This window comes from Pseudomonas chaetocerotis (assembly GCF_015712105.2).
Lineage (GTDB): Bacteria > Pseudomonadota > Gammaproteobacteria > Pseudomonadales > Pseudomonadaceae > Aquipseudomonas > Aquipseudomonas chaetocerotis.
Window position 1 is genome coordinate 261,999 of the sequence record NZ_JACFYX020000003.1, and the last position, 25,930, is coordinate 287,928.

At 64.3% G+C, this 25,930-nt stretch carries 23 protein-coding genes; 16 read left to right on the forward strand and 7 right to left on the reverse strand.

The genetic code is table 11. The features are described from left to right. Positions 1-123 precede the first annotated feature (123 nt). The 5 genes from H3221_RS07505 (at position 124) to H3221_RS07525 (ending at position 6,264) form a co-directional block, all read left to right on the forward strand. Entirely contained in the window at positions 124-1,848 is a 1,725-nt protein-coding gene (locus tag H3221_RS07505) for a C13 family peptidase (protein WP_196473441.1), read from the forward strand. A gap of 122 nt (positions 1,849-1,970) precedes the next feature. Beyond that, the gene (locus tag H3221_RS07510) at positions 1,971-2,612 is read left to right on the forward strand and encodes an oxidoreductase (RefSeq protein ID WP_196473440.1); all 642 of its coding nucleotides are present in this window, start codon (positions 1,971-1,973) and stop codon (positions 2,610-2,612) included. A 16-nt stretch (positions 2,613-2,628) separates the two neighbouring features. Next, entirely contained in the window at positions 2,629-2,970 is a 342-nt protein-coding gene (locus H3221_RS07515) for a DUF5629 family protein (RefSeq protein ID WP_196473439.1), read from the forward strand. 3 nt (positions 2,971-2,973) lie between these two features. Beyond that, positions 2,974-3,585: a class I SAM-dependent methyltransferase gene (locus tag H3221_RS07520; RefSeq protein WP_196473438.1), complete on the forward strand. Its 612-nt coding sequence runs from the start codon at positions 2,974-2,976 to the stop codon at positions 3,583-3,585. A gap of 69 nt (positions 3,586-3,654) precedes the next feature. After that, positions 3,655-6,264, forward strand: a complete 2,610-nt coding sequence (locus H3221_RS07525) for an EAL domain-containing protein (protein WP_196473437.1) — start codon at positions 3,655-3,657, stop codon at positions 6,262-6,264. Positions 6,265-6,268: 4 nt separating this feature from the next. On the opposite strand, the gene H3221_RS07530 is transcribed toward H3221_RS07525, so the two are convergent. Together H3221_RS07530 and H3221_RS07535 are read right to left on the reverse strand one after the other, a co-directional pair. Continuing rightward, a complete protein-coding gene (locus H3221_RS07530) occupies positions 6,269-6,907 on the reverse strand; it encodes a response regulator transcription factor (protein ID WP_196473436.1) in 639 nt (212 codons plus the stop codon). A gap of 136 nt (positions 6,908-7,043) precedes the next feature. Further along, positions 7,044-8,954 (reverse strand): PAS domain-containing sensor histidine kinase, encoded by a 1,911-nt coding sequence (locus H3221_RS07535; RefSeq protein ID WP_196473435.1) that lies wholly within the window; start codon positions 8,952-8,954, stop codon positions 7,044-7,046. Between the two features lie 141 nt (positions 8,955-9,095). Here H3221_RS07535 and H3221_RS07540 point away from each other — a divergent pair, with 141 nt between their 5' ends. The 6 genes from H3221_RS07540 to H3221_RS07565 all read left to right on the forward strand — a co-directional run bounded on the left by H3221_RS07540 (position 9,096) and on the right by H3221_RS07565 (position 16,955). Continuing rightward, positions 9,096-10,715, forward strand: coding sequence for an acyl-CoA synthetase (locus H3221_RS07540; protein ID WP_196473434.1), 1,620 nt, complete (start codon positions 9,096-9,098; stop codon positions 10,713-10,715). A gap of 100 nt (positions 10,716-10,815) precedes the next feature. Next, on the forward strand, positions 10,816-12,189 hold the full coding sequence (locus tag H3221_RS07545; RefSeq protein ID WP_196473433.1) for a solute carrier family 23 protein: 1,374 nt from the start codon (positions 10,816-10,818) through the stop codon (positions 12,187-12,189). Between the two features lie 59 nt (positions 12,190-12,248). Then, positions 12,249-14,021: an acyl-CoA dehydrogenase C-terminal domain-containing protein gene (locus H3221_RS07550; RefSeq protein ID WP_196473432.1), complete on the forward strand. Its 1,773-nt coding sequence runs from the start codon at positions 12,249-12,251 to the stop codon at positions 14,019-14,021. 141 nt (positions 14,022-14,162) lie between these two features. After that, positions 14,163-15,341, forward strand: a complete 1,179-nt coding sequence (locus tag H3221_RS07555; RefSeq protein WP_196473431.1) for an acetyl-CoA C-acetyltransferase — start codon at positions 14,163-14,165, stop codon at positions 15,339-15,341. 104 nt (positions 15,342-15,445) lie between these two features. Further along, a complete protein-coding gene (locus tag H3221_RS07560) occupies positions 15,446-16,312 on the forward strand; it encodes an MBL fold metallo-hydrolase (RefSeq protein ID WP_196473430.1) in 867 nt (288 codons plus the stop codon). Positions 16,313-16,475: 163 nt separating this feature from the next. Further along, a complete protein-coding gene (locus H3221_RS07565) occupies positions 16,476-16,955 on the forward strand; it encodes a YbaK/EbsC family protein (RefSeq protein WP_192980530.1) in 480 nt (159 codons plus the stop codon). 153 nt (positions 16,956-17,108) lie between these two features. On the opposite strand, the gene H3221_RS07570 is transcribed toward H3221_RS07565, so the two are convergent. From H3221_RS07570 to mpl, 4 genes are all read right to left on the reverse strand, one after another. After that, entirely contained in the window at positions 17,109-17,399 is a 291-nt protein-coding gene (locus H3221_RS07570) for a YceK/YidQ family lipoprotein (protein WP_196473429.1), read from the reverse strand. Beyond that, positions 17,396-17,686, reverse strand: a complete 291-nt coding sequence (locus H3221_RS07575; RefSeq protein ID WP_196473428.1) for a DUF2845 domain-containing protein — start codon at positions 17,684-17,686, stop codon at positions 17,396-17,398. The genes H3221_RS07570 and H3221_RS07575 overlap by 4 nt, the downstream gene beginning before the upstream one ends. A gap of 11 nt (positions 17,687-17,697) precedes the next feature. Next, entirely contained in the window at positions 17,698-18,327 is a 630-nt protein-coding gene (gene ubiX / locus H3221_RS07580) for a flavin prenyltransferase UbiX (protein WP_160017090.1), read from the reverse strand. A gap of 102 nt (positions 18,328-18,429) precedes the next feature. Next, the gene (gene mpl, locus H3221_RS07585) at positions 18,430-19,782 is read right to left on the reverse strand and encodes a UDP-N-acetylmuramate:L-alanyl-gamma-D-glutamyl-meso-diaminopimelate ligase (RefSeq protein WP_196473427.1); all 1,353 of its coding nucleotides are present in this window, start codon (positions 19,780-19,782) and stop codon (positions 18,430-18,432) included. 249 nt (positions 19,783-20,031) lie between these two features. Between mpl and H3221_RS07590 the strand changes: the two genes are divergently transcribed. After that, positions 20,032-20,487: a GNAT family N-acetyltransferase gene (locus H3221_RS07590; protein WP_160017087.1), complete on the forward strand. Its 456-nt coding sequence runs from the start codon at positions 20,032-20,034 to the stop codon at positions 20,485-20,487. Between the two features lie 27 nt (positions 20,488-20,514). On the opposite strand, the gene H3221_RS07595 is transcribed toward H3221_RS07590, so the two are convergent. Continuing rightward, on the reverse strand, positions 20,515-22,098 hold the full coding sequence (locus H3221_RS07595) for a serine/threonine-protein kinase (RefSeq protein WP_196473426.1): 1,584 nt from the start codon (positions 22,096-22,098) through the stop codon (positions 20,515-20,517). Between the two features lie 114 nt (positions 22,099-22,212). Here H3221_RS07595 and H3221_RS07600 point away from each other — a divergent pair, with 114 nt between their 5' ends. The 4 genes from H3221_RS07600 to H3221_RS07615 all read left to right on the forward strand — a co-directional run bounded on the left by H3221_RS07600 (position 22,213) and on the right by H3221_RS07615 (position 25,927). Continuing rightward, positions 22,213-23,040, forward strand: coding sequence for a M90 family metallopeptidase (locus tag H3221_RS07600; RefSeq protein ID WP_196473425.1), 828 nt, complete (start codon positions 22,213-22,215; stop codon positions 23,038-23,040). 78 nt (positions 23,041-23,118) lie between these two features. Further along, complete coding sequence (ppa, locus tag H3221_RS07605) at positions 23,119-23,646, forward strand: inorganic diphosphatase (protein ID WP_074679082.1); 528 nt, start codon at positions 23,119-23,121, stop codon at positions 23,644-23,646. A gap of 146 nt (positions 23,647-23,792) precedes the next feature. Continuing rightward, on the forward strand, positions 23,793-25,430 hold the full coding sequence (locus H3221_RS07610; protein ID WP_450091409.1) for a methyl-accepting chemotaxis protein: 1,638 nt from the start codon (positions 23,793-23,795) through the stop codon (positions 25,428-25,430). A 2-nt stretch (positions 25,431-25,432) separates the two neighbouring features. Then, positions 25,433-25,927 carry a chemotaxis protein CheW gene (locus tag H3221_RS07615; RefSeq protein WP_196473423.1) on the forward strand — a complete coding sequence of 165 codons (495 nt, stop codon included), beginning with the start codon at positions 25,433-25,435 and terminating at the stop codon, positions 25,925-25,927. Positions 25,928-25,930: the final 3 nt, after the last annotated feature.

The following is a 25,930-nucleotide window of genomic DNA, read 5'->3' on the forward strand; positions in this document are numbered from 1 at the left end:
GTTTCCGGCAGCAGCCGCCGCCGGGGCGGGAGCGTTCTCGCATCAGCAAAGCGTGCGATTCGGCAACGCAAGCGTCCAGGCTTGCGGCATACTGCGGACAAAGCACCGACCTGGACGTCCGTCATGAATCCCCTTGCCCTGCGCTTACTGCCTCTTTGTCTGTCCCTGCTGCTCGCCGGTTGCGAGGAAGCGCGCCCGCTGCTGCCGGCCAATGCTACGCTGCCGGACGGTGGGCAGTATCGCGGCGAGATAGTCGATGGGCTATTGCAAGGTCCGGGGCGCCTGGACTACCGCAACGGCAGCTGGTTCGTCGGTCACTTCAAGGACGGCATGCTCGAAGGTAGCGGCGAATGGCAAGGTCCTGGCGGCGAACACTACCTGGGGGAATTCCACCAAGGCATGTTCCATGGCCAGGGCACCCTGACCTACAGCGATGGCAGTCGCTATCAGGGCGGTTTCGAACGCAACCGTTTCAGTGGCGCAGGCCTGCTCGAACAAGGCGGCCAACGCTACCAGGGCGAATTTCTCAACGACCGCTTCCATGGCCTGGGCAAACTGGAGATGGCCGATGGCAGCAGCTTCCAGGGCCAGTTCGTCAAGGGTCAGCCAGAAGGCCAGGGCGTGCGCAGCGATGCCTATGGCAACCAGTACAGCGGCGTGTTCGCCCAGGGCCTGCTCAGTGGCCAGGGCAGTTACCACAATGCCGATGGCGATAACTACAGCGGCGGTTTCCAGAATGACGAATTCCACGGCAAGGGTCGCTACCAGAGCGCCAGCGGCGAAACCTGGGCCGGGGAGTTCATCGAGGGCGTGATGCAGGGCCCCGGTGAATACACCGACGGCGCCGGCACCCGCTACCTCGGCGAATTCACCGACTGGCAATACGAAGGCGAAGGCCTGCTCACCCTGACCGATGGCAGCGCCTACCGCGGACATTTCTCGGGTGGCGAGTACAGCGGCGAAGGCACCCTGACCCTGGCCGATGGCAGCCGCCAGTCCGGCACCTGGCAACGCGGCCGCCTGGTGCGTGACGAACAGGGCCAGGTGCTGCCCGACAGCCTCGAACTGGGTCTGCTGCAGCAAGGGCAACTGCTCGATCAAGCCATCGCCGCGATCCCAGCCTCAACCTCGGCGCGCGAACTGTATGCGCTGACTCTGGCCGGCGACGGCAAGCAAAGCGTATTCATGCGCGAAGCCGACTACGTCAGCCGGCTGATGCGCGAGCGCTTCGGTGCCTATGGCAGCATCAGCCTGATCAACCATCGCGACCATCTCGCCGACCGCCCGCTGGCCACCCGCGAGAATCTCACCCGCGCGGTTCAGGCCCTGGCCAAGCGCAGCGGCGAAGAAGACCTGATTTTCATCTACTTGACCAGTCACGGCTCGCGCCGTCACGAGCTCAATCTCGACCAGCCACGCCTGCAGCTGGCCGACCTGCCCGCCAGCGAGCTGGCCGCTCTGCTTGCTCCGCTCAAGCAGCGCAACAAGGTGGTAGTGATCTCTGCCTGCTATTCCGGCGGTTTCATCCCGCTACTGAAAGACGAGAAGACTCTGGTGATGACCGCCGCACGCGCCGATCGGGTGTCCTTCGGCTGCAGCGAGGAAAACGACTTCACCTACTTCGGGCGTGCCCTGTTCGCCGAGGCGTTGGGCGAGACCGACAACCTCGAGCGTGCCTTCGAGCTGGCCAAGGAACGCGTCGCCGAGCGTGAGCAGAGCGACGGCTTCGAACCTTCCGAACCGCAGATCTGGGCACCACGCGGCGTACTCCAGCACTGGCGTAACCTGCGCCAGAGCCAGGCCGAGCGAGCGCTCAGCGCCGTGGCCAGCGGCCCTGCAAAGGACTGACAGGCCGTTGAAAATCGTAGACGACGCATGGATGCAGAAGGTAGAGCGACGCAGGAGGCCAAAGCCGAGGTAGTTTTTCAACAGCCTGTTAAGCTGAACTGTAATGGACAAGAGACAATTGCATGTACCTGACCCCGCAGCACATCCTTCTCGCTGGTGCCACCGGACTCACCGGTGAACACCTGCTCGACCGCCTCCTAAGCGAGCCGACGGTCGCCCGCGTGCTGGCGCCTACCCGCCGGCCGCTGGCCACGCACCCTCATCTGGAAAACCCGGTGGGCGACCTGCAAGCGCTGCTGCCGCAGTTGTCCGGCCAGGTCGATACCGCTTTCTGCTGCCTGGGCAGCACCCTCAAGCAGGCCGGCTCGCAGGAAGCCTTCCGCGCCGTCGACCATGACCTGGTGCTGGCCTTCGCTCGCCGCGCTCGCGAGCTGGGCGCACGGCATCTGGTGGTGATCAGCGCCCTGGGCGCCAACCCCGGATCAAAGGTGTTCTACAACCGCGTCAAGGGCGAGACCGAAGCGGCGCTGAAGGCCATGGACTGGCCGCAACTGACCATCGCCCGCCCGTCGCTGCTGCTCGGTGCGCGGCACGAATTTCGTCTCGGCGAGCGCCTGGCGGCGCCGCTCCTGCGCTGGCTGCCGGGCAAGTACCGCGGCATCGACGCCTGCGCCCTTGCCCGTGCATTGTGGCGCCTGGCTCTGGAAGAGGAAGACGGCGTGCGCGTGATAGAGTCTTCCGACCTGCGCCGCCTGGGGCGCTGATGCCGTGGGTGATGCGATGAAACCGACAAGCCTGATCGAGGCCCTGCAGGACGCCGACATGCTGGAGATCGATGGTCTGTATGCCTGGCAGTTCGACATCGACACCGAATTGCTGGCGCAGATCAGCGCCGGCACGGCGGGCAGCGACAGCTCTGCCAAACCCCTGCTGCAGGTGCACTGCATCGATGGCCGCGAACGCCGCCTGTGGAAGTTTTCCCTGGCGTCGGTGCAGGCTGCGCGGTACAGCGAAGCGGACGACAGCTGGCTCATCGAAGGCAACGAGGCTAGCCACAGCCTCAAATGCTTCGCTGCCTATCGCGGCGACAACGATGACGACGTCGAGCAAGACGAAGCCTGAACCATGGGGCTCTATGACCGCCATGTGCTGCCGTATCTGATCGATTTCGCCTGCGGCATGGGCGCGGTCATGAAGGCACGCTCGCAGGTCGTACCGCTGGCCAAGGGACGGGTGCTGGAAATCGGCATCGGCAGCGGCCTCAACCTCAGTTTCTACGATCCGCAGCGCGTCGAGGTAGTCGTCGGCGTCGACCCGTCCGCCGACATGCAGCGCCTGGCTCGCGACCGCGCCGCGCGCTGCCAGATGCCGGTGGAAATGATCGCCCTGGAGCTGGGCCAGATTCAGGCTGAGGACGCCAGCTTCGACGATATCGTCTGTACCTTCACTCTGTGCACCATCCCCGATGCGGTCGCCGCCCTGGGCGAAATGCGCCGGGTGCTCAAACCCGGCGGCCGTCTGTTGTTCTGCGAACACGGCCTGGCGCCGGATCTCTCTGTGGTGCGCTGGCAAAAACGCCTCACCCCACTGTGGAAGCCGCTGGCCGGCGGCTGCCACCTGGACCGCGACATACCCGCGCTGATTACCGCCGGTGGTTTTCATATCCGCCAGCTGGATACCGGTTACCTGAAGGGGCCCAGGCCCATGACCCACGTCTATTGCGGCTGGGCCGACTGAGCACCGTCCTGAGCTCGCATACTCGGCATAGGCGGCCATACTGCAGAACAGGTTGCTGGAACTTTGCCAATGGAAGTCGACCCGCGCATGAAGCCGCTCTCTTCACCCCGCCTCGTTCACCTGCTGCTGTGCCTGTGCCTGCTGGGCTGCGCCTGGAACATTGCCGCAGAGACACGCACGGTCAGGGTCGGTGTCTACGCCAACGAGCCAAAGATCTTTGCCGATGCCAACGCACAGCCATCGGGCATTCTCGGTGAACTGCTGCAGGCCATTGCCAACGAGGAGCGCTGGCATCTGCAGACAGTGCCCTGCGCCTGGCAGCAATGTCTGCAGATGCTGCAGGACGGCGAGATCGATCTGCTGCCGGACGTCGCCTTCAGCGAAGAACGCGCACAACTGATGGACTTCCACCAGGTGCCTTCGCTATTCAGTTGGTCACAGTTGTACAGCCACGAAGAGCTGCATCTGCAGAGCGTGCTCGACCTACGCGACCTGCGTATCGCCGCCCTGGAGGGGTCGATTCAATACCAGTATCTGCAGAGCCTGCTCGACAGCTTCGGCCTGCAGGCGCAGATGATTCCGCTCAGCGACCTGAGTCAGGGCTTTGCCATGGTGCTTGCCGAACAGGCCGATGCGGTGGTGGCCAATCAGCTGTTCGGTGACTATCACGCCGCCAACTACCGCCTGAGCGCGACACCGATCATGTTCCAACCCGCACAGTTGTTCTATGCCACGCGCAAGGGTGCCAACGGCGAGCTGCTCAGCGCCATCGACCAGCACCTGCAAAACTGGCAATCAGCGCCTGGCTCTATCTACTTTCAGGTGCTGCAACGCTGGAGCGGCGCACCTCAGCAGCGCAGCGTTCCCGTCCTGCTCTGGTGGGGCCTGGCGCTGCTAGCCGCGCTACTGACGTTGGCCATTGGCGGTAGCCTGCTGTTGCGCCGCCAGGTCGCGGACAAGACCCGACATCTCAAGACCAGCGAAGCGCGCCTCAATACCATCCTCGACAGCGTCGAGGCGCATATCTACATCAAGGACCCGCAACTGCGTTATCAGTACGTCAATCGCAAGGTCTGCGAGCTGTTCGGACGCAGCGCCGAACAGGTCATCGGCCATAGCGATACCGACTTCTTCGACAGTGACACGGCGCAAGCACTGGGCCTCAACGACCGACGCGTACTGGCTGGCGAGCGCATCGAGAGCGAGGAAACCAACCGTGATCGCTACAGCCGTAACGAGCGCACCTACTTTTCGGTGAAGCTGCCGCTGCGTACGGCCGATGGCAAGATCTACGCCCTGTGCGGCATTTCCACCGACATCACCGAGCACAAGAAGAACCTCGAACAGATCCATCAGCTCGCCTATTACGACGCGCTCACCGGCCTGCCCAATCGCCGCCTGCTGCTCGAACACCTGCAGTTCGCCCTGGCCCGCAGCGCACGCAGTCGACGTGAGGGCGCGCTGCTGTTCATCGATCTGGACAATTTCAAGCAGCTCAATGACACCCTCGGCCACGACATGGGCGACCTGCTGCTGCAACAGGTCAGCGACCGTCTGCTCAATCAAGTGCGCCTCGAAGACAGCCTGGCGCGACTCGGCGGTGATGAGTTCGTACTGACTCTGGAGAACCTCGACCCCGAACCTCAGGCAGCCATCGCCGCCATCGAGCATGTCGCAGAAAAACTGCTGCGCGCTCTGGCCACCCCGTTCGAGCTGCCCGGCTATAGCCACAGCGGTAGCGCCAGCATTGGTGTCGCATTGTTCTCGCAACCGCACGACAAGCCCGAGGAGCTGCTCAAGCACGCCGACCTGGCGATGTATGAAGCCAAGGCCGCCGGGCGCAATACCCTGTGCTTCTTCGACCCGCGCATGCAGCAGGCACTGGCGGCCCGCGCTACCCTGGAGCACGAGTTGCGTCACGCCCTGAGCGAGGCTCAGCTGCTTCTGCACTACCAGCCGCAGGTAGATGAACGGGGGGAGCTGCTCGGCGCCGAGGCGCTGGTACGCTGGCAGCACCCGCAGCGCGGTCTGGTACCGCCTGGCGAGTTCATCCCGCTGGCGGAAAGCACCGGGCTGATCCTGCCCATAGGCCGCTGGATTCTGCACACGGCCTGCCAGCAAATAGCCTCATGGGCCAATGACCCGGAGCGCGCGGCGCTGACCGTGGCGATCAACGTCAGCGCCCGCCAGTTCCATCATCCGGACTTCGTCACCGACGTACTCGCTGCACTGCAGGAGACCGGAGCCAACCCGCACAGGCTGGAGCTGGAGCTGACCGAAAGTCAGCTGGTCCAGGATATCGAAGCGCTTATCAACAAGATGGTCCAGCTCAGAGCCCATGGCGTGCGCTTCTCGCTGGATGACTTCGGCACCGGCTACTCATCGCTCAGCTACCTGAAGCGTCTACCACTCGACCAGTTGAAGATCGACCGCAGCTTCGTTCGCGACCTGCTCGACAACGCCAGCGATACCGCCATCGTGCGGACCATTCTCGCCCTGGGTCAGGCGCTGGAGTTGCGCGTCATCGCCGAAGGCGTGGAGAGCCAGGCACAGCGCGATGCGCTGTTACGTCTGGGCTGCCGCTACTTCCAGGGTTACTTGTATGGCGTCCCGCAGCCGGTCGAACAGATCGGTACTTATGGCCGAACCACCCTCGACCTGCACCCGGGCACAGCCTGAAGGCTCAGGCGCGCGCCGGCTTACGCAACGCCAGGCTGTCCACCAGACCGGCGGCGATGGCCATGCCCACCAGTTCCGGCAGGCTTTCGGCCTGCATGCGCTTCATCACCCGTGAGCGATAGAGGTCGACGGTTTTCACGCTGATATCGAGCTGCTCGGCCACTTCACGGTTGGTGTAGCCGCGCACCAGTGGCAACAGCACGTCACGCTCACGCGGGGTAAGTTGATCGAGCCGTGCCTGTACGTCGGCCAGACGCGGATCCAGCCGGACCGGAGGCGCACGACGCTCCAGCGCCTGCTGCACACTGTCGAGCAGCAATTGCTCGTTGTAGGGCTTTTCGATGAAATCCACCGCGCCGGCCTTGAACGCGCGCACGACTATGGGTACGTCGGCATGGCCGCTGACGAAGATGATCGGCAGGTCGATGCCGCGCGCACGCATCTCCTCCTGCACGTTCAGGCCGCCCATACCCGGCATACGCACATCGAGCAGCACGCAGGCATTGGCCAGCGCATCGCAGGCCTCGAGAAAGGCGCGACCGCTGGTGAACGGCAAGCCCTTTAGGCCTACCGATTCCAGCAGCCAGAGGGTCGAGTCGAGCATGCCCTGGTCGTCATCGACCACATAAACCAGTTGTTGCATCCCTATGCAGCTCCTCTTGTTGTTATCAGTGACTCGGCCGCTCGTAGGGCAGATTCAGGAGCGCCAGCGAACAGTCCGCCGATTCGCGTCGCGCCACGAGTCCTGATCACCGGCAAGCCGGCTCCTACAGATCAACCTAATCCTCTCTGCCCAGCGGCAAACGACACTCCAGGCACAACCCGCCACCCTCGGCAGGCAATGCCTCCAGCGCCCCACCAAAACCCTCGATGATACTGCGACTCATGGACAGACCCAGCCCCAGGCCGTCCGCCTTGCTGGTGTAGAACGGCGTGAACAGCTTGCCCAGTTGCTCGTCGCTGGCGCCCGGTCCCTGGTCGATAACCCTGATCGTCAGGCTGCCGTTGCCTTCACGAGCCTCCAGGCGTATCTGCGATGCGCTGCCTGGATGCTGGTCGCGATTCGCCTCGATGGCATTGCGCAGCAGGTTCAGCAACACCTGCTCGAGCAATACACGGTCGGCGAATACCAGCGGCAGATTGTCCGGCAAGGCGTCGCTGACCGCCACCTGTGCTGCGCCCGCCTCCCAGTTGCACAAACGCACGGCCTCGCGTGCCACCTCGGCCAGGTTCAGCGCCTGCATGCGCCGCTGGCCTTTGCGCAGGAAGGCGCGCAGACGCTTGATCACCGCCGAGGCGTGATTGGCATGTTCAGTGATTCGCGCTAGCCCCTGCGCCACCTTGTCGACCCCCACCGGGTCTCCACCAACACCCTGCAGGTAGCGCTGACTGGCGCTGGCGTAGTTGACCACCGCTGCCAGTGGCTGGTTGATCTCATGGGCGATGCCCGACGCCAGCTCGCCCAGGGTGATCAAACGCGTGGTGTGTGCCAGTTCGTCCTCCAGGCGCCGCTTGTTCTCTTCGGCATGGATACGCGCGGTGATATCGCGCGAAACGCTGACCACCTCCACCACCGCGCCGGTGTAGGTCTCGCGGATGGCACGACTGGCGGTCTCGAACCACAGGTAGTGGCCGTCGCGGTGGCAGATGCGGTAGGTCATGGTGTGATAACCGTCCTGCTCCAGCGCCTCGCGCGCCTGCTTGGCCTGCTGCAGTTGGTCCTGTGGATGCAGCAGGCCGTCGACCGCCATGCCGCGCAACTCTTCCGGCCAGTAGCCGAGCAACGTCCAGCTTGCAGGCGTGGCATCGAGAAACACGCCGTCCGGCGTATGCCGGGAAATCAGGTCGGTGGTGTTCTCGGTGATCAACCGATACAACCTGCGTGCGCGCGCAGCTTCGCGCTGCTCGCGAATTTCCTGGGTCGCTTCGCGGCAGCGTGCCAGCACGCGACGTTCGGCGAGGTCGGGGATGAAGCTCCAGATCAGGATGCGCTCGCCGTCCTGCGCCTCCACCGCCTCGATGGCACGGGCCTGCTCCAGACAGGCACGCACCAGCGGCACATGATTCACCGGCAACAGCGCGCCCACCAGCGCCAACGCGCGCTCGCCTAGCAGCGTCAGCAACGCGTGGTTGAACTCCAGCGGGCGCGCCTGTTCGTCGAGCAGCAGCGCCGGCTGCGGATCTGCCGACAGCAGCGGCGCGCTGCGCGCCATACCGCCGGACAGCGCGATCAGTTGCGCCAGCAGCTCGCGCAGCCAGGGCAGCCATTGCAGACCGGCGTCTTCGTCCACCTGCAGCAGCAACAGACCGGCACCACCCTCCTTCAGGCTCAGCACCAGCGCCTGGCCGTGATGAATCGCGGCGCGGCGCAGTCGCCCGGCCAGCCAGCACGGCATCTGACGCAAAGTCTCCAGGCTCAGGCAGGGCTGTGTCGTCAGCACCTCGAACAAAGCCTGATCGCTGGCAGCCAGCGGATCCCCCTGCCCCGGAGGCAGGCGCGGCCCATCATCGTCCTGGGCATAGGTACGACTGGCCGGCTGCCAGGTCAGGTACCAGGCCTGGCGCACCTGTGGACAACCCAGCACGGCGCGGCGCAAGGCCGCCGCCCGCTCGTTGAGGGATGGCGCTTCACGCTGGATGCGCAGCCAGGCCTGCAGCGGCACGGCCGCTTGATCACTCGAAAGACTCATATAGTAATTATTCTATAAAACCTTGGTGCAACTTCCATAAAAAATAGAAATAAACTATAAATAACCGTCAGAAAACTTCGGTAATACCTTCATCATTACCGGAATAACCAGAGCTAACAATCAGCCAAAGGTGTATTCGCCATGTCGATCTACGAGCAGGGCCTCGGCCGCGCCGCCGTCAACCATGTCGCCCTCAGCCCCCTGAGCTTCATCGAACGCACTGCGGCGATATACCCACACTACCCGGCAGTGGTGCATGGCTCGATTCGGCGTAACTGGGCCGAAACCTACGCGCGCTGCCGGCGCCTGGCCTCGGCGCTGGCCGGCCGAGGCATCGGCAAGGGCGATACGGTGGCGGTGATGTTGCCGAACATCCCGGCCATGCTCGAAGCGCATTTCGGCGTGCCGATGATCGGCGCAGTGCTCAACACCCTCAACGTACGTCTGGATGCAGAGGCCATCTCCTTCATGCTGCAGCATGGCGAGGCCAGGGTGGTGATCGCCGACCGCGAGTTCCATGACGTGATCCACGCCGCCATCGGCATGCTCGACCACCCGCCTCTGGTAATCGATGTCGACGACCCTGAGTACGGCGAAGGCCAGGCAGTCAGCGATCTGGACTACGAGGCCTTCCTCGCCGAAGGCGACCCCGAGTTCGCCTGGCAGTGGCCGGCGGACGAGTGGCAGGCCATCAGCCTCAACTACACCTCCGGCACTACCGGTAACCCGAAAGGCGTGGTCTATCACCACCGTGGCGCCTTCCTCAACGCCATGGGCAACCAGATGACCTGGGCCATGGGCAACCACCCGGTCTATCTGTGGACCTTGCCGATGTTCCACTGCAACGGCTGGTGCTACCCCTGGACCATCACCGCCCTGGCCGGCGTGCATGTGTTCCTGCGCCGCGTCGACCCGGCGAAGATCCTCACTCTGATCCGCGACGAGCAGGTTACTCACCTGTGCGGCGCGCCCATCGTGCTCAATGCCCTGGTCAACATGCCGCCCGAAGCCAAGGCCGCCATCGATCATCCGGTCAAGGCCATGGTGGCTGGCGCCGCACCACCGGCCAAGGTGATCGGTGCGGTGGAAGAGATGGGCATCACCGTGACCCACGTCTATGGTCTCACCGAAGTCTACGGCCCGGTCACGCTGTGCGCCTGGCACGCCGAATGGGATGAACTGCCGCTGGAAGAGCGCGCCACCATCAAGGCGCGCCAGGGCGTGCGCTACCCGACCCTGGAAGGGGTGATGGTCGCCGACCCGAAAACCCTGGAGCCGGTGCCGCGCGATGGCCAGACCATCGGCGAGATCTTCATGCGCGGCAACACCGTGATGAAGGGTTACCTGAAGAACCCCAGCGCCACCGCCGAGGCCTTCGAGGGCGGCTGGTTCCACACCGGCGACCTGGGCGTGTGCCATGCCGACGGCTACGTGGAAATCCGCGACCGCCTCAAGGACATCATCATCTCCGGCGGCGAGAACATCTCCACCATCGAAATCGAGGGCGTGCTCTATCGCCACCCCGCCGTGCTGGAGGCGGCCGTGGTGGCGCGCCCGGACGAGAAATGGGGCGAGACGCCCTGCGCCTTCATCACCCTGAAGACCGGTCAGCAAGCCAGCGACAGCGAGATCATGAGCTTCTGCCGCGACCACATGGCCGGCTTCAAGGTGCCCAAGACCGTGGTCTTCACCCAGTTGCCCAAGACCAGCACCGGCAAGATCCAGAAGTTCGTCCTGCGCGATATGGCCAAGGCGCTGTAGAAGCGACCCTCACCCCCGGCCCCTCTCCCGGTGGGAGAGGGGTGAATGAACCGTTTGCACAACAACAAGAACCGGCCCTGGCGGCCGACGGAGAACCCTCATGCAAATTTTCAAGCGCCGTGACGGCGACGAACAACCACACTGGCCCCTCGGGCCGTTCAAGGTGCGTCTGCCCTTCGTGCATTACCGCTGGGAAACGGCGGAAATGCTGCAAGCGCTGATCATGTTCGTGGTCAGCCTGGCGATGATCCCGCTGCTGGAGAAATACCTCGGCCTGCCCTATGACGTGGCCCTGGCCTATGTGGTGGTGTGTGGCATCGGCTTCATGCTGCCAGCGCTGCTCGGAGTGCCCTTCGTACCCGGCTGGATCACCCCTGGCATCCCCGTGGTGCTGCTGTTTCTCGGCGACTTCGAGCCGGGCCCGCAGGCCATCCAGGCGCTGTTCGCCCTGCAGTTCCTGGTGTTCGTGATTTTCCTCGTGCTCGGCGTCACGCGTCTGGGCAGCGCCTTGGTGCGGCTGATCCCCAACTCGATGAAGGGCGGCATCATCATCGGCGCCGGCATCGCCGCACTGATGGGCGAGATCAGCGCCGGGGGCCGCCTGGCCAACACGCCGATCTCCCTGGTGCTGGGTAGCCTGATCTGCCTGTACCTGATGTTCTCCGTGTCGTTCAAGGGCCTGACCGAGCGTGTGCCGATGGCGCGCAAGATCGTCAACTACGGCATGGTGCCAGGCATGCTGATCGCCATTTTCATCGGCATCGGCGTGGGTGAGTACAAGATGCCGGACGTGAAATGGGGCATCACCGCGCCGGCCTTCACCGAGATGTGGAACTACCTGCCGTTCAGCGTCGGCTTCCCCGGCCTGGACGTGTTCCTGCTGGCCGTGCCCACGGCGGTGATCGCCTATGTGATCGCCTTCGGCGACATCATCGTTGGTCAGTCGCTGATGCAACGCGCCGATGAACTGCGCACCGACGAGGTGATCGAAAACAACGTCGACCGCGTGCATCTGGTGACCGCCATCCGCAACGCCCTGCATGCCTTCTTCGCACCCTACCCGGGCCTGGCCGGTCCGCTGTGGACGGCGGTGGCGGCAACCATGGCCGAACGCTACAAATACGGACGCAAGGCGATGGATTCGATCTACAGCGGCGCTGGCACGTTCTGGATCACCGGCTTCGCCGCGCTGTTCATGCTGCCGCTGGTCAGTTTCTTCCAGCCGGTGCTGCCGATCGCCCTGTCGCTGACGCTGATCCTCACCGGCTACATCTGCCTGATGGTCGGCTTCGAGCAACTCAACAACAACACCGAGCGCGGCATCGCCGGCACCATGGGTGTGGTGCTCGCCGTCTACGGCGCGGGCTGGGGCCTGGCTGCGGGCGCGGCTCTGTACATCCTGGTCGAACGTACCCATCTGCTTAAATTCACCAGCGTCAAGGATAAGCCGCAAAGTCCGGCGGAAGCCGACTGACGGATTTCGTTCCACACGCGCCGCGCTCGTCGCGGCGCCACTGCTGTCGAGGTTGCACCATGCCCGAGTTCAACGCCCCGCTGCGCGATATGCGCTTCGTCCTCCATGAAGTCTTCCAGGCGCCGAGCCTGTGGGCACGTCTGCCGGCCCTGGCGGAAACCGTCGATGCCGACACCGCCGACGCCATCCTCGAAGAAGCCGCCAAGGTCACCGGCAGCCTGATCGCCCCGCTCAACCGCAGCGGCGACGAGGAAGGCGCGCAGTGGGTCGACGGCGACGTGCGCACCCCAGCCGGTTTCCGCGAGGCCTACGCCACCTACACCGAAGGCGGCTGGGTCGGCCTGTCCGGCAACCCGCAGTACGGAGGCATGGGCATGCCCAAGATGCTCGCCGTGGCCTTCGAGGAAATGCTCTACGCCGCTGGCTCCAGTTTCGCGCTGTATTCGGCGCTGAGTTCCGGCGCCTGCCTGGCCATCGACGCCCATGCCAGCGAAGAACTGAAAACCACCTACCTGCCGCCGATGTACGAGGGCCGCTGGGCCGGCTCCATGTGCCTGACCGAGGCCCACGCCGGCACCGACCTGGGCATCATCAGAACCCGCGCCGAGCCGCAGGCCGACGGCAGCTACAAGGTCACCGGCAGCAAGATCTTCATCACCGGCGGTGAGCAGGATCTGACCGAGAACATCATCCACCTGGTGCTGGCCAAGCTGCCAGACGCACCGGCTGGGCCGAAGGGCATTTCGCTGTTCCTGGTGCCCAAGGTGATGGTGAATGCCGACGGCAGTCTGGGCGAGCGCAACGCCGTGAGCTGCGGCTCCATCGAGCACAAGATGGGCATCAAGGCTTCGGCCACCTGCGTGATGAACTTCGACGGCGCCACCGGCTATCTGATCGGTGAGGTCAACAAGGGTCTGGCGGCGATGTTCACCATGATGAACTACGAGCGCCTGTCCATCGGCATCCAGGGCATCGGTTGTGCCGAGGCGTCCTACCAGTCGGCCGTCAGCTACGCCCGCGAACGCGTCCAGAGCCGCGCCGCCACGGGCCCGGTGACTCCCGACAAGATCGCCGATCCGATCATCGTCCACGCCGACGTGCGTCGCATGCTGCTGACCATGAAAGCGCTGAACGAGGGTGGTCGCGCCTTCGCCTGCTGCGTCGGCCAGCAACTCGACCTGGCCAAGTACGCCGAGGAGGCTGATGAGCGGCAGAACGCCGAAGCCCTGGTCGCCCTGCTGACGCCCGTGGCCAAGGCCTTTTTCACCGACACCGGGCTGGAGAGCTGCGTGCACGGCCAGCAAGTGTTCGGCGGCCACGGCTATATCCGCGAGTGGGGCCAGGAGCAGCTGGTGCGTGACGTGCGCATCGCGCAGATCTACGAAGGCACCAACGGCATCCAGGCGCTCGACCTGCTCGGGCGCAAGGTGGTGGCCAACGGCGGCGCCGCGCTGCGCCTGTTCGCCGGCGAAGTGCGCGACTTCGCCCATGCTCACGAATCGCCTCACGGCGAGCGCCTGGTGGAAGCGCTGGAACGTCTTGAAGCGGTCAGCGGCTGGCTGCTGGAGCAGGCCAAGAGCGATCCCAATTCAGTCGGTGCCGCCTCGGTGGAGTACCTGCACCTGTTCGGCTACGTCGCCTACGCCTACATGTGGGCGCGCATGGCCGCCGTGGCACAGGAAAAGCAGAGCGAGGACGACGCCTTCTACAGCGGCAAACAGGCCACCGCCGAGTTCTTCTTTGCCCGCCTGCTGCCACGCACCCTGAGCCTGGAGGCGAGCATTCGTGGTGGTAGCCAGTCGCTCTACGGCCTGGCCGCCGAGCAATTTTGAACGTAGGGCGGGTGCAACCCGCCACCGCCGAGCTGGCGGGTTTCACCCGCCCTGCAGGGTTGAGCGTGTTGCGCGGCGCTTCGGCGCCGCGCTTTTTTATTCAAGTCTCGGCTGGCCCTGCCCAGCCGACGAGGAGTCCTTATGCGTGAAGTCGTGATAGTCGCCGCCTGCCGTACTGCCATCGGCAGCTTCCAGGGCGCGTTGAGCCGCATTCCAGCCCCGCAGCTGGGCGCGGCAGTGATACGAGAACTCCTCACCCGCACAGGCATTGCAGGCGAGCAGATCGATGAAGTGATTCTTGGCCAGGTGCTTACTGCGGGCTCAGGGCAGAATCCGGCACGGCAGAGCGTGCTGCTCGCCGGCCTGCCACATACGGTGCCGGCCATGACCCTGAACAAGGTCTGCGGCTCCGGCCTCAAGGCGGTGATCCTCGGTGCCCAGGCCATTCGTGGTGGCGATGCCGAGATCATTATCGCCGGAGGCCAGGAGAACATGAGCCTGGCGCCCTACGTCATGCCCGGCGCCCGCAGCGGCCTGCGCATGGGCCATGCCGGGCTGGTCGACACGATGATCCAGGACGGTCTGTGGGACGCTTTCAATAACTACCACATGGGCATCACCGCCGAGAACCTGGCCGAGCAGTACGGCGTCACGCGCGCCGAACAGGATGCCTTCGCCCTGCGCTCGCAGCAGCGCACCCAGGCAGCCATCGAGTCCGGCCGTTTTGCCAGCGAGATCGTCCCCGTGGAAATCCCCCAACGCGGCGCCGAACCGCTGCGTTTTGCCCAGGACGAACAGCCGCGCGCCGGCACCAGCCTGGACAGCCTCGGCAAGCTGCGCCCGGCCTTCAAGAACGACGGCACGGTGACCGCCGGCAACGCCTCGACGCTCAACGACGGCGCCGCTGCCGTACTGCTGATGAGCGCCGAGAAGGCCGATGAACTGCAACTGCCGGTGCTGGCGCGCATTGCCGCCCACGCCAGCGCCGGGGTCGACCCGGCGGTGATGGGCATTGGCCCGGTATTCGCCAGTTGCAAGGCACTGGAGCGGGCAGGTTGGAGCCTGGAACAGCTCGACCTGATCGAGGCCAACGAAGCCTTCGCCGCCCAGGCCATCGCCGTCGGCCGCGAGCTGCATTGGGACAGCGCCAAGGTCAACGTCAACGGCGGTGCCATCGCCCTCGGCCACCCCATCGGCGCCTCCGGCTGCCGCATCCTGGTCAGCCTGATCCACGAGATGCAGCGCCGCGATGCCCGCCGTGGCCTGGCTACCCTGTGCATCGGCGGTGGCCAGGGCGTGGCGCTGGCCATAGAACGCTAGCCTGGAACAAACGAGCCGGTGGATGTAGAAAGCGTGATCCACCCTGGGTGGATCACGCTTCACCGATCCAACACGCAATCCCAGACAAGAACAAGAGAACACCCATGCGAACCCTGACCACCCTCACCGGCAACAGCCAGAAACTCGACGGCGGCGCCATGTTCGGCAACGCGCCCAAGGCTCTCTGGCAACGTTGGATGCCGGCCGACGAACTGAACCGCATCGACCTCGGCTGCCGTGCCCTGCTGGTGCAGGAGGACGAGCGCAACATCCTCATCGAAACCGGCATCGGTGCCTTCTTTAGCCCCGAACTCAAGCAGCGCTTTGGCGTGCAGGAAGATCGCCACGTGTTGCTCGACAGCCTGGCGGCCGTGGGCTTGACTGACGCCGACATCGACATCCTGGTGCTCACCCACCTGCACTTCGACCATGCCGGCGGCCTGCTAGCCTCCTGGCAAGAGGGTCAGCCCGCGCGATTGCTGTTCCCCAACGCGCGCTTCATCACAGGCCGACGCCAGTGGCAGCGTGCCTGCAACCCACACGCCCGGGATAAGGCCTCCTATATTCCGGAACTGCTCGACCTCCTGGAAAACAGCGCCCGCCTGCACCTGATCGACGAAACCGAGTACTGCGAATTGCTCGGCCCCGACTGGCGCCTGCACTGGAGCGACGGCCACACGCCGGGCCAACTGCTGCCGGAAATAGCCATGCCGGGCGGACCGGTGGTGTTTCCCGGTGACCTGATTCCCGGCGCGCCCTGGGTCCATCTACCGATCACCATGGGTTATGACCGCTTCCCCGAAGGCCTGATCGAGGAAAAGCAAGCACTTCTCGGCGACCTGTTTTCCCGTGACGGCCGGCTGGTGTTCACCCATGACCCGCAAGTGGCCATGGGACGGGTAACGCGAGACGAAAAAGGTCGCTACGGGCTCGTTGAGGCGGTAAAAACAGCACATCTGCTGGCAAACTGACGCCATCAGGCCTTGACGCGCCGTTCATGCAGCGCGAGCATGGCCGCTTGTTTTTTCGCCGTGGTCACGACCACACCAGCACCCCAGGAAGGGGGCTGCGCTTGGCCAGCGAGAGACTGGCCGTCGTGCCATGCCCACCTCGACAGCCCTGGGGGATCGTTTCATGAGCCTGGCCTCTGTACGCGCCTTCTTCGCCGCCAAGGCGCCCGATATCGCGATCATCGAACTGCAGTCCAGCACCGCCACCGTGGCGCTGGCAGCCGAAGCGCATGGCGTATCGCCGGGACAGATCGCCAAGACCCTGGCCTTTCGCATCGCCGAACGCGACGTGCTGATCGTCGCCCGCGGTGACGCCCGTATCGACAACCGCAAGATGAAGGAATGCTTCGGCGCCAAGGCGCGCATGCTCGATGCACAAACCGTTGTCGAGCTGACCAGCCACCCGGTCGGCGGCGTCTGCCCGTTCGGCCTGGCCACACCGCTCAGCGTCTACTGCGACCGCTCGCTGCTGGCCTTTAACGAAGTGCTGCCAGCCGCCGGCGCCACCCACAGCGCCGTGCGTATCGCCCCGCAGCGCATGGCCGAGCTGGTCGATGCCGAGTGGATCGACGTGTGCCAGGAAGTGGAAACCGAACCCTGCTGAACAGCCTTCCGTAGGGTGCGCCACGCGCACCGGGCTTTCCCGGATGACATCCCAGCCTACAACCTTAGGCCGCACCACTGCAGCCGAGATTCGGTGCGCACGGCGCACCCTACGGTGTCATGGCACTAGCGCCTTTCCCGGATTGCATCCGGGCTACAACCCGCCGCTGACGCCCAGGCTCACACCCAGCGCCGTGGCCAGCGAGAGCGGCAGCAGCAGGGTATCGAGCAGCGCACTGGCCGGCAGATCCAACCCTGGATAACGCGGCGCCTCGGCGCCGAAACGATCCAGCGGGCAGCAGCCGCCATTGATCGCATACCAGTCCAGCCGCGTCCCGGCGTATACCACCGGCGCATCGGGCTTGGCCGCGTCCAGGGTGCGCACGGTGGCGCAGCCGGTCAGGCTCAGCGTCAGCAGCAAGGCAAACACTGAAGACCGTCTCATCCGCGCTCGGCCCTTATTTCCACCAGCTTGCCATCGAGGAAGCGCAAATAACGATAGACGCCATTGCGAGGCCCATACACCCATTGCTCCACCGTCACCCCCCCGCCCTGCGGGTTGCTGGGTGGTGTCACCTCACGCTGATCGGGCTCACCGCATTTGCGCAGCACCTCGACGCTACGCTCGCCTTCATAGACCAGGGCGGTTCCACAACGCATCGAGGCCTCGGCCACCGGCAGCAACGACAGTGTGAGGATGCTTCCCAGCAAACAGCGACTCGCAATGGACATCAGTACTCTCCTTAGTCATCCGTCACCAAATGATGCTCGCCCCAGCGCGGCAGCATGTCCTGAGGGATATTCAGGCAATTGAGGATGCGCGCGACAACGAAGTCAACCAGATCATCCAGCGTCTGCGGCTGGTGATAGAACCCGGGCGAAGCCGGCAGAATGGTCACGCCCAGGTTGGACAGCTTGAGCATGTTCTCCAGATGGATGCTCGAATACGGTGCCTCGCGGGGCACCAGGATCAACTGGCGGCGCTCCTTCAATGCCACGTCGGCAGCGCGTTCGATCAGGTTGTTGCAGGCACCGGTAGCGATGGCCGACAGGGTGCCGGTGCTGCAGGGCACCACCACCATCGCGGTCGGCGCGCCGGAGCCGGAGGCGGCTGGCGCCATCCAGTCCTCCTTGCCGTAGACGCGAATCTGCCCCGGCGCCGCGCCGGTGTACTCGGTGAGGAACTGCGCCATGGACTGCGGTTTGGCCGGCAGCGCCACGTCGGTTTCGGTGGCCATGACCAGCTGCGCGGCCTTGGAGATCAGGAAGTGCACCTCGCGATCCTCCTGCACCAGACAATCGAGCAGGCGCAGACCATATTGCGCGCCCGAGGCGCCGGTCATGGCCAGGGTAACTCTATCGGGACCGCTCATACATTCACTCTCAAAGCTGCTGCGCTTGCCTATGCTGCGTAGGGCGGGTGCAACCCGCCGGGACTTGAACCATGGCGGGTTTCACCCGCCCCACTGCCAGCTTCAGGCCAGGGCCTTGGCCAGCTTGCCATGCAAACCACCGAAGCCGCCGTTGCTCATGATCACTACCTGGGTGCCGGGACGCACCAGCGCCTTCACACCGTCGATGATCGACTCCAGCGAATCGCACACCTGGGTCGCATTGGTCGCCCCGGCAACGGTCGCGCCCAGGTCCCAGCCGAGATTCGGAGGGGCGTACCAGAACACCGCATCGGCCTGTTCGGCCGACTCGGCCAGGCCATCGCGATGGGCGCCCAGCTTCATCGAATTGGAGCGCGGCTCGATCACCGCGATCACCTGAGTATCGTCACCGACGCGCTTGCGCAGCCCGTCCAGGGTGGTGGCAATGGCGGTCGGGTGATGGGCGAAGTCATCGAAGACGGTCACGCCATTCACCTCGGCGACCTTCTCCATGCGCCGCTTGGCGTTGATGAACTGACCCAGCGCCTCGATGCCCAGCGCCGGCACCACGCCGACATGGCGCGCTGCAGCGAGCACGGCCAGGGCGTTGGCGACGTTGTGCTGGCCAGTCAGGTTCCACTGCACGGTACCCTCGACCTTGCCGTCGAAGCTCACCTCGAAGCGCGAGCCATCCGCGCTGAGCAGGCGTGCCCGCCATTGCCCGCCTTCGCCGGTGGTCTGCACAGGTGTCCAGCAGCCCATTTCGATGACTCGCGCCAACGCGGCTTCGCTGGCGGGGTGGATGACCAGGCCCTCGCCGGGAATGATGCGCACCAGATGGTGAAACTGTCGCTCGATGGCCGCCAGGTCCGGGAATATATCGGCGTGGTCGAATTCCAGATTGTTGAGAATGGCCGTACGCGGGCGGTAATGGACAAACTTGCTGCGCTTGTCGAAGAAGGCGCTGTCGTATTCGTCAGCCTCGACCACGAAGAAAGGCGTGTCGCCCAGCCGCGCGGAAATGCCAAAGTTCTGCGGCACGCCGCCAATCAGAAAGCCCGGACTCATGCCGGCGTGCTCCAGCACCCAGGCGAGCATGCTGGAACTGCTGGTCTTGCCGTGGGTACCAGCGACCGCCATCACCCAGCGCCCCTGCAGCACGTGATCGGCCAGCCACTGCGGGCCGGAAACGTAGGGCAGGCCCTTGTTCAGCACGTACTCCACCGCCGGGTTGCCACGGCTCATGGCGTTACCCACCACCACCAGATCGGGCGCCGGCTGCAAATGCGCGGGGTCGTAGCCCTGCATCAGCTCGATACCCTGGGCTTCCAGCTGGGTGCTCATGGGCGGGTAAACGTTGGCATCGGAGCCCGTGACGCGATGGCCAAGCTCTTTGGCCAGAACGGCCAGCGATCCCATGAAGGTGCCGCAGATGCCGAGAATATGAATGTGCATTAATGACCTCTGAACGCGCCCTACTCACAGGGCTTGAAGCGATGGCGGCAGGTTAGCACAGCGCCCGCCAGGCGGCTGCTGCGCCCTGTTCAGACAGATGTGCGAATACCAAATTGCCTCGCAGCAGGAAAATCAAACGCTTGCTTGGATTGCGCTTTCAACTGGCTTTGAGGCAGCATCGACTAACCCGCTGGCACAACAGCTGCATCGCCACTGCTGCCCCACCACAGAGAGAAGCCGAGGCCCACCATGCGCATCGTCCAAGCCACCCTGGAGCACCTGGACCTGTTGACCCCGCTGTTCGTCAAATACCGCGAGTTCTACAACGAACTGCCCTACCCCGAGTCGTCGCGCAAGTTCCTCGAGAAGCGCCTGCGCCGCAAGGAATCGGTGATCTACCTGGCCCTGGCCGACGACGAAGACAAGCTGCTCGGCTTCTGCCAGCTCTACCCCAGCTATTCCTCGCTGTCGCTCAAGCGCGTGTGGATTCTCAACGACATCTACGTCGCCGAGGATGCTCGCCGCCAACTGGTTGCCGACCGCCTGCTGCACACTGCCAAGCAGATGGCCAGGGAAACCAACGCCGTGCGCATGCGCGTGGCTACCAGCCGCGACAACGAGGTGGCGCAGAAGGTTTACGAGTCCATCGGCTTCGTCGAGGACGAGCAGTTCAAGAACTACGTACTGCCGATCAACTCCGATTGAGCGAGCAGCAGGCACAGCGGCTGCCCGTCAGCCGCCAAGACTGAGCAGCAGCCCGAACAGCAATGGCAACGTGACCAGGCCTAAAACAGCCAGCCGTGCCGGTTGCAACGGCAACCGCCGCAGCGCCTGACTGCGACGCGCCTGCAACGGCTGCTGCAATGCCAGCTGAAACTCCGACAGTGCATCGAAACGTGCCTGTGGCTGCGGCGCCAGGGCACGTGCCAGCACACCATCCCAGCCTTGCGGTACATGCACGCCAAAGGTCGCCAGCGGCACGTAGCAGTGACCGGGCCTGACGTCGCTGCGCGCCGCCTCCGGCCATTGCCCGGACATCAGCCAGTAGACCAGCGACGCAAGTGCGAACTGATCAGCACGACCATCCAGCGCACGGCCACTGCGCAGCTCCGGCGCCAGTGGTACAGCCTGTTCAGGCACAGATTGACGCGCAACGCCGGGCAGAATGACAGCCGCTCCGGGCAGAAACAGCACGCGCCCGTCATCACCGAGCAGAATCTGCCTGGGACTCAGCCAAAGCCCCTGCATGCCACGGCGCTGCAGCGAACGCACGGCAGCGATCAGCTGCGTCACTATCCCCATCAGCGTCTGTGTATCCGGCGCACCATGGGCGGCCACCCAATCGAACAGATTGCGCATGCCGCGGGGCGGTTTGGCCAGTACCAGATACGCGTGACTGCGCGCCTGATGCGGCGACAGCACCTGCGGCAACGCCTGCTGCGCACTACGCCGCAACGCCCACTCGCGCTGCCAGAAGGCTTCCCCTGCGTCTTCCTCGGCGAACCAGAGCACGGCTTCCCGCCCGGATTCATCACACCCGATATACAGCCGCCCGGGCGGCCCATAAGGACATTGGCTCAGCAGCGTCCAACCATCGAGCTGCTGGCCACAGGTGATCTGCGTCAACGCCGGGCGCGCCGGCGCGGACGGCGCCGGCGTCAGGCACTGGGTTTCGCCCACGCAGAGCAAAACTGCAGCGCCGGGGGCCTGCAACAGCGGCTGCAGCCGCTCGCCAAGCGCACCCTCCGCCTGGAGACAGAGCCCTTGCAGATCACTCACATCGAGCAGCGGTTGCGGTGCCAGCAGCAGATGCTCGCCGCAGCTTGGCACCAGGCTGTGCTGAACCAGCGCCAGCTCGGCCTGGGCGCCGAGAGCCTGCCCCTCACACCCCGTGAGGATTTGCAAGGTGCCTTTATGCGCACGCGCCAGGCCGACACTGCCCGCCTGCAGAAACTGCAACTCATCGCCTTGCATCAAAAGCACACCGGCATGCAAGTCGGCGACGCCCTGCCCAGCCTGCTGCTGGCGAAACAGCTGAAGATTCAGGGCTGCCAGCACCTGTCGCACAGCCTGGGTTTCGCTCCAGGCCTCAGGCGTACAGCGAAAATCGGCGAACAGGGCGTCCAGATGACGTTCAAGGCGCTGCACCACATCGGGGCAATGGCGCGCCCAAAGCAGCACAACCAGCAACAAGGGTGGACGTTGTTGGCGACCGGCCAGCCATATCGCCCGAGCGCGCGCAGCCTGGTGCGGCAAGTCCAGCCCGGTGCCGGACGCCAGCGTGATTCCAGGGTGTTCCAGCAGTTGCGGCGCCATGCTCAGCCCTCCTGCATCAGCGAAGCTGCCAGTAGCGTTGCAGCCTTTGTGCCGACTTGTAGCCAGGCGCTGGCGCCCTTATGGTGGAGTGGTCATCCCAAAGAGCCTGCATGCATGTGGTCCTTCAAGGCCTGGCGCCGTCGGCGCACCCTCGAAAGCAACCCTGTCGACCCCGCCCACTGGGCCGAAGTACGCAGGCGCCTGCCGATTCTCGACGGCATCGACGAACGCGAAGAGCGTCATCTGCGCGAGCGCGCCGTATTGTTTCTGCATGACAAGCACCTGACCGCCCTGCCCGACCTGGAACTCGGGCCAGTCGAGCAACTGCTGCTGGCAGCTCAGGCACAGTTGCCACTGCTGCACCTGGGCGACCTGGACTGGTACCAGGGCTTTCACGAAATCGTCCTTTACCCGGACGACTTCCTCAGCCCCCAGCGCCACCGCGACGCCAGTGGCATCGAACATGAATGGGATGACGCCCGCAGTGGTGAAGCCTGGCAACAAGGCCCGGTGATCCTCGCCTGGCCCGGGGTTGAAGCCAGCGGCGGTTGGGAAGGTTACAACCTGGTGATCCACGAATTGGCACACAAGCTGGACATGCTCGAAGGCGGCGCCAATGGCCTGCCGCCGCTGCACCGCGACATGCGCGTGCAGGACTGGGCCAATGCCATGCAGAGTGCCTATGACGCACTGAACGCCGAGCTGGACGCCAACCCCGACGCCGAAACCGCCATCGACCCGTACGCAGCCGAGGACCCGGCGGAATTCTTCGCGGTGACCAGCGAATACTTCTTCAGCGCACCGGATTTGCTGGCGGATGCCTTCCCGGACGTCTACCGCCAACTGGCATTGTTCTACCGCCAGGACAGCCTGGCACGACTGCGGCGTCTGCAGGCAGAACACCCTGACTACAGGCAGGTCGAAAACGCGACCAATGGCTGAGTAGGCCGCCGTAGTAACGCACTGCGAATACGCCTATAATGCGCCCCACTTTTTTGGCCCTCCCTGGGAGTTTCCCCCATGAGCTACAGCAAGATCCCGGCTGGTAAAGACCTGCCGAACGACATCTACGTTGCCATCGAAATCCCGGCCAACCACGCGCCGATCAAATACGAAATCGACCACGACACCGACTGCCTGATGGTCGATCGTTTCATGGCCACCCCGATGTTCTACCCGGCCAACTACGGTTTCATCCCGCACACCCTGGCTGACGACGGCGACCCCCTCGACGTGCTGGTCGTGACCCCTTATCCGGTTGCTCCGGGTTCGGTGATCCGCGCCCGTCCGGTCGGCGTACTGCACATGAGCGACGAAGCGGGCGGCGACGCCAAGCTGGTTGCCGTTCCGCACGACAAGCTGAGCGTTCTGTACAAGGACGTTCAGGAATACACCGACCTGCCCGCGCTGTTGATCGAGCAGATCAAGCACTTCTTCGAGAACTACAAGGATCTGGAGAAGGGCAAGTGGGTCAAGGTAGAAGGCTGGGGCGGCGCTGAAGAAGCCCGTGGCCTGATCAACAAGGCAGTCGCGGCTTACCAAAAATAAGCCCTGACCACCTCCGAAAAGCCGGCCACAAGCCGGCTTTTTTATTGCCTTTCGCCAGGCAACCGGTACACATTCGTTACACCCAGGCAAAACGGCGACACGCCGGTGTGCTGTAATCGATTAGCAAAACTGACCTGCCAGGCCCAATGGACATGATGAACCTGACCGTACGTAATCGAATCATTGTCAGCTTCCTGCTGATCATCGCCATTCTGGTTCTGCTGGCTGGCGCCTCTTACGCTCGCCTGGTGCAGATCGAGAAAGAGGCCAATGGCATCCGCAACGGATCTATCCCCGGCCTCTATCATCCGAGCAAGGCGCAGGAGCTCTGGTCCCGTCACATGCTCGACACCCGCCGCCTGCTGCTACGTGCCGTCGATGAAGACGTTGCCATCGTGCTCGACACCTACCGCGACCAGTTCGCCACGTTGGAGCAGGCGCTCGATGAGGAATTCGGTCGTTACCAGAGCGCTACGGCGGACGCGCAGGAGCTTGCTCTGGCAGAGCAATTCCGTCAGGTGCAGCTTCAGTATCTGAACCGCCACGGGCAACTGCTCGACAGCTTGCCAAGCATCGAACTTAAGCAGGCTCGTCAGTTCAGTGCCGAACGCGTGTTTCCCGAGTGGGACAAAGGCGAAAGCCTGCTGAGCGAGCTGATCGAGATGAATCGCAGCCAGGCCGAGGCCGCCGCGCACGAAATTCGTGGTGCGGTGCGCATCATGGAAGCAGGTTTGCTGATTGCCATCCTGCTGGCCATCCTCGTCTCCGCCGTGTGCGGCTGGCTGCTGATGAACGCCATCACCAAACCGGTGAACCGCATCGTCAGCACCCTCAAATCCCTGGAAAGCGGCGACCTGTCAGTGAAGCTCGACCTGCACCGGCGCGACGAATTCAACGCCATCGAGCTGGGCTTCAACAGTATGGTCGGCGAGCTCAAGAATCTGGTCGGCAACACCCAGCGTTCGGCTGTGCAGATGACCACCTCGGTCACCGAGATTGCGGCCACCTCGCGCCAGCAGCAGGCCACGGCCACCGAAACTGCCGCCACGACCACTGAGATCGGCGCCACTTCACGGGAGATCGCCGCCACTTCGCGCGACCTGGTCCGCACCATGGGCGAGGTATCGGACAACGCCGAGCAGACCTCGATTCTCGCCGGCACCGGCCAGCTGGGCCTGGCCCGCATGGAAGAGATCATGCATCAGGTGATGGGCGCTGCCGACGTGGTCAACGGCAAGCTGTCGATCCTCAACGAGAAGGCCGGCAACATCACCCAGGTGGTCACCACCATCGTCAAGGTGGCGGATCAGACCAACCTGCTGTCACTCAACGCCGCCATCGAGGCGGAAAAAGCCGGCGAGTACGGCAAGGGCTTCGCCGTGGTCGCCGTGGAAGTGCGTCGCCTGGCCGACCAGACCGCCGTGGCCACCTATGACATCGAGCAGATGGTGCGCGAGATCCAGTCCGCCGTATCGGCTGGGGTGATGGGCATGGACAAGTTCTCCGAAGAGGTGCGCCGCGGCATCGGCGAGATGGCGCAGATGGGCGACCAGCTCAGCCAGATCATCCAGCAAGTGCAGGCCCTGGCGCCGCGCATCCAGATGGTCAACGAAGGCATGCAGGCGCAATCCACCGGCGCCGAACAGATCAATCAGGCATTGGTGCAGCTCGGCGAAGCCAGCAGCCAGACCGTCGACTCGCTGCGCCAGGCCGGCGCGGCCATCGATGAACTCAACCAGGTGGCCAACAACCTGCGCGTTGGCGTCAGCCGCTTCAAGGTCTGAACATGCCAGCCACCAGCAAAGCAGCCGCGGGCGAACTGCACCTGCAGTTTCAGCTCGGTGATGATCGCTATGCCCTGCCCGCCAGCCAGGTGGTCGAAGTGCTGCCGCTGCGCCGCCTGAAGCAGGTACCCGAAGCACCGCAGTGGGTCGCCGGGCTTTTCGAGCATCGCGGCCGTGTGATTCCGGTGATCGATCTCAGCCGCCGCGTGCTCGGGCGCCCCGCCCAGCCGCGCAGCAGTACGCGGCTGGTGCTGGTGCGCTTTGACATGCAACTGGATGAGCAATCGCCGGTGCTCGGCCTGATTCTGGAGCAGGCCACAGACACCCTGCGCCTGCCCAGCGAGGCATTCAAGGCCAGCGGCCTGGAAGCAGGCCAGGCGGATTACCTGGGGCCACTGCAACGCGATGCCCGGGGCATGATCCAGCGTATCGAGGTCGCCGGGCTGCTCGACGACGAAGTCCGTGCCTTGCTGTTCCAACCGACGCAGCAGGGCTGACGG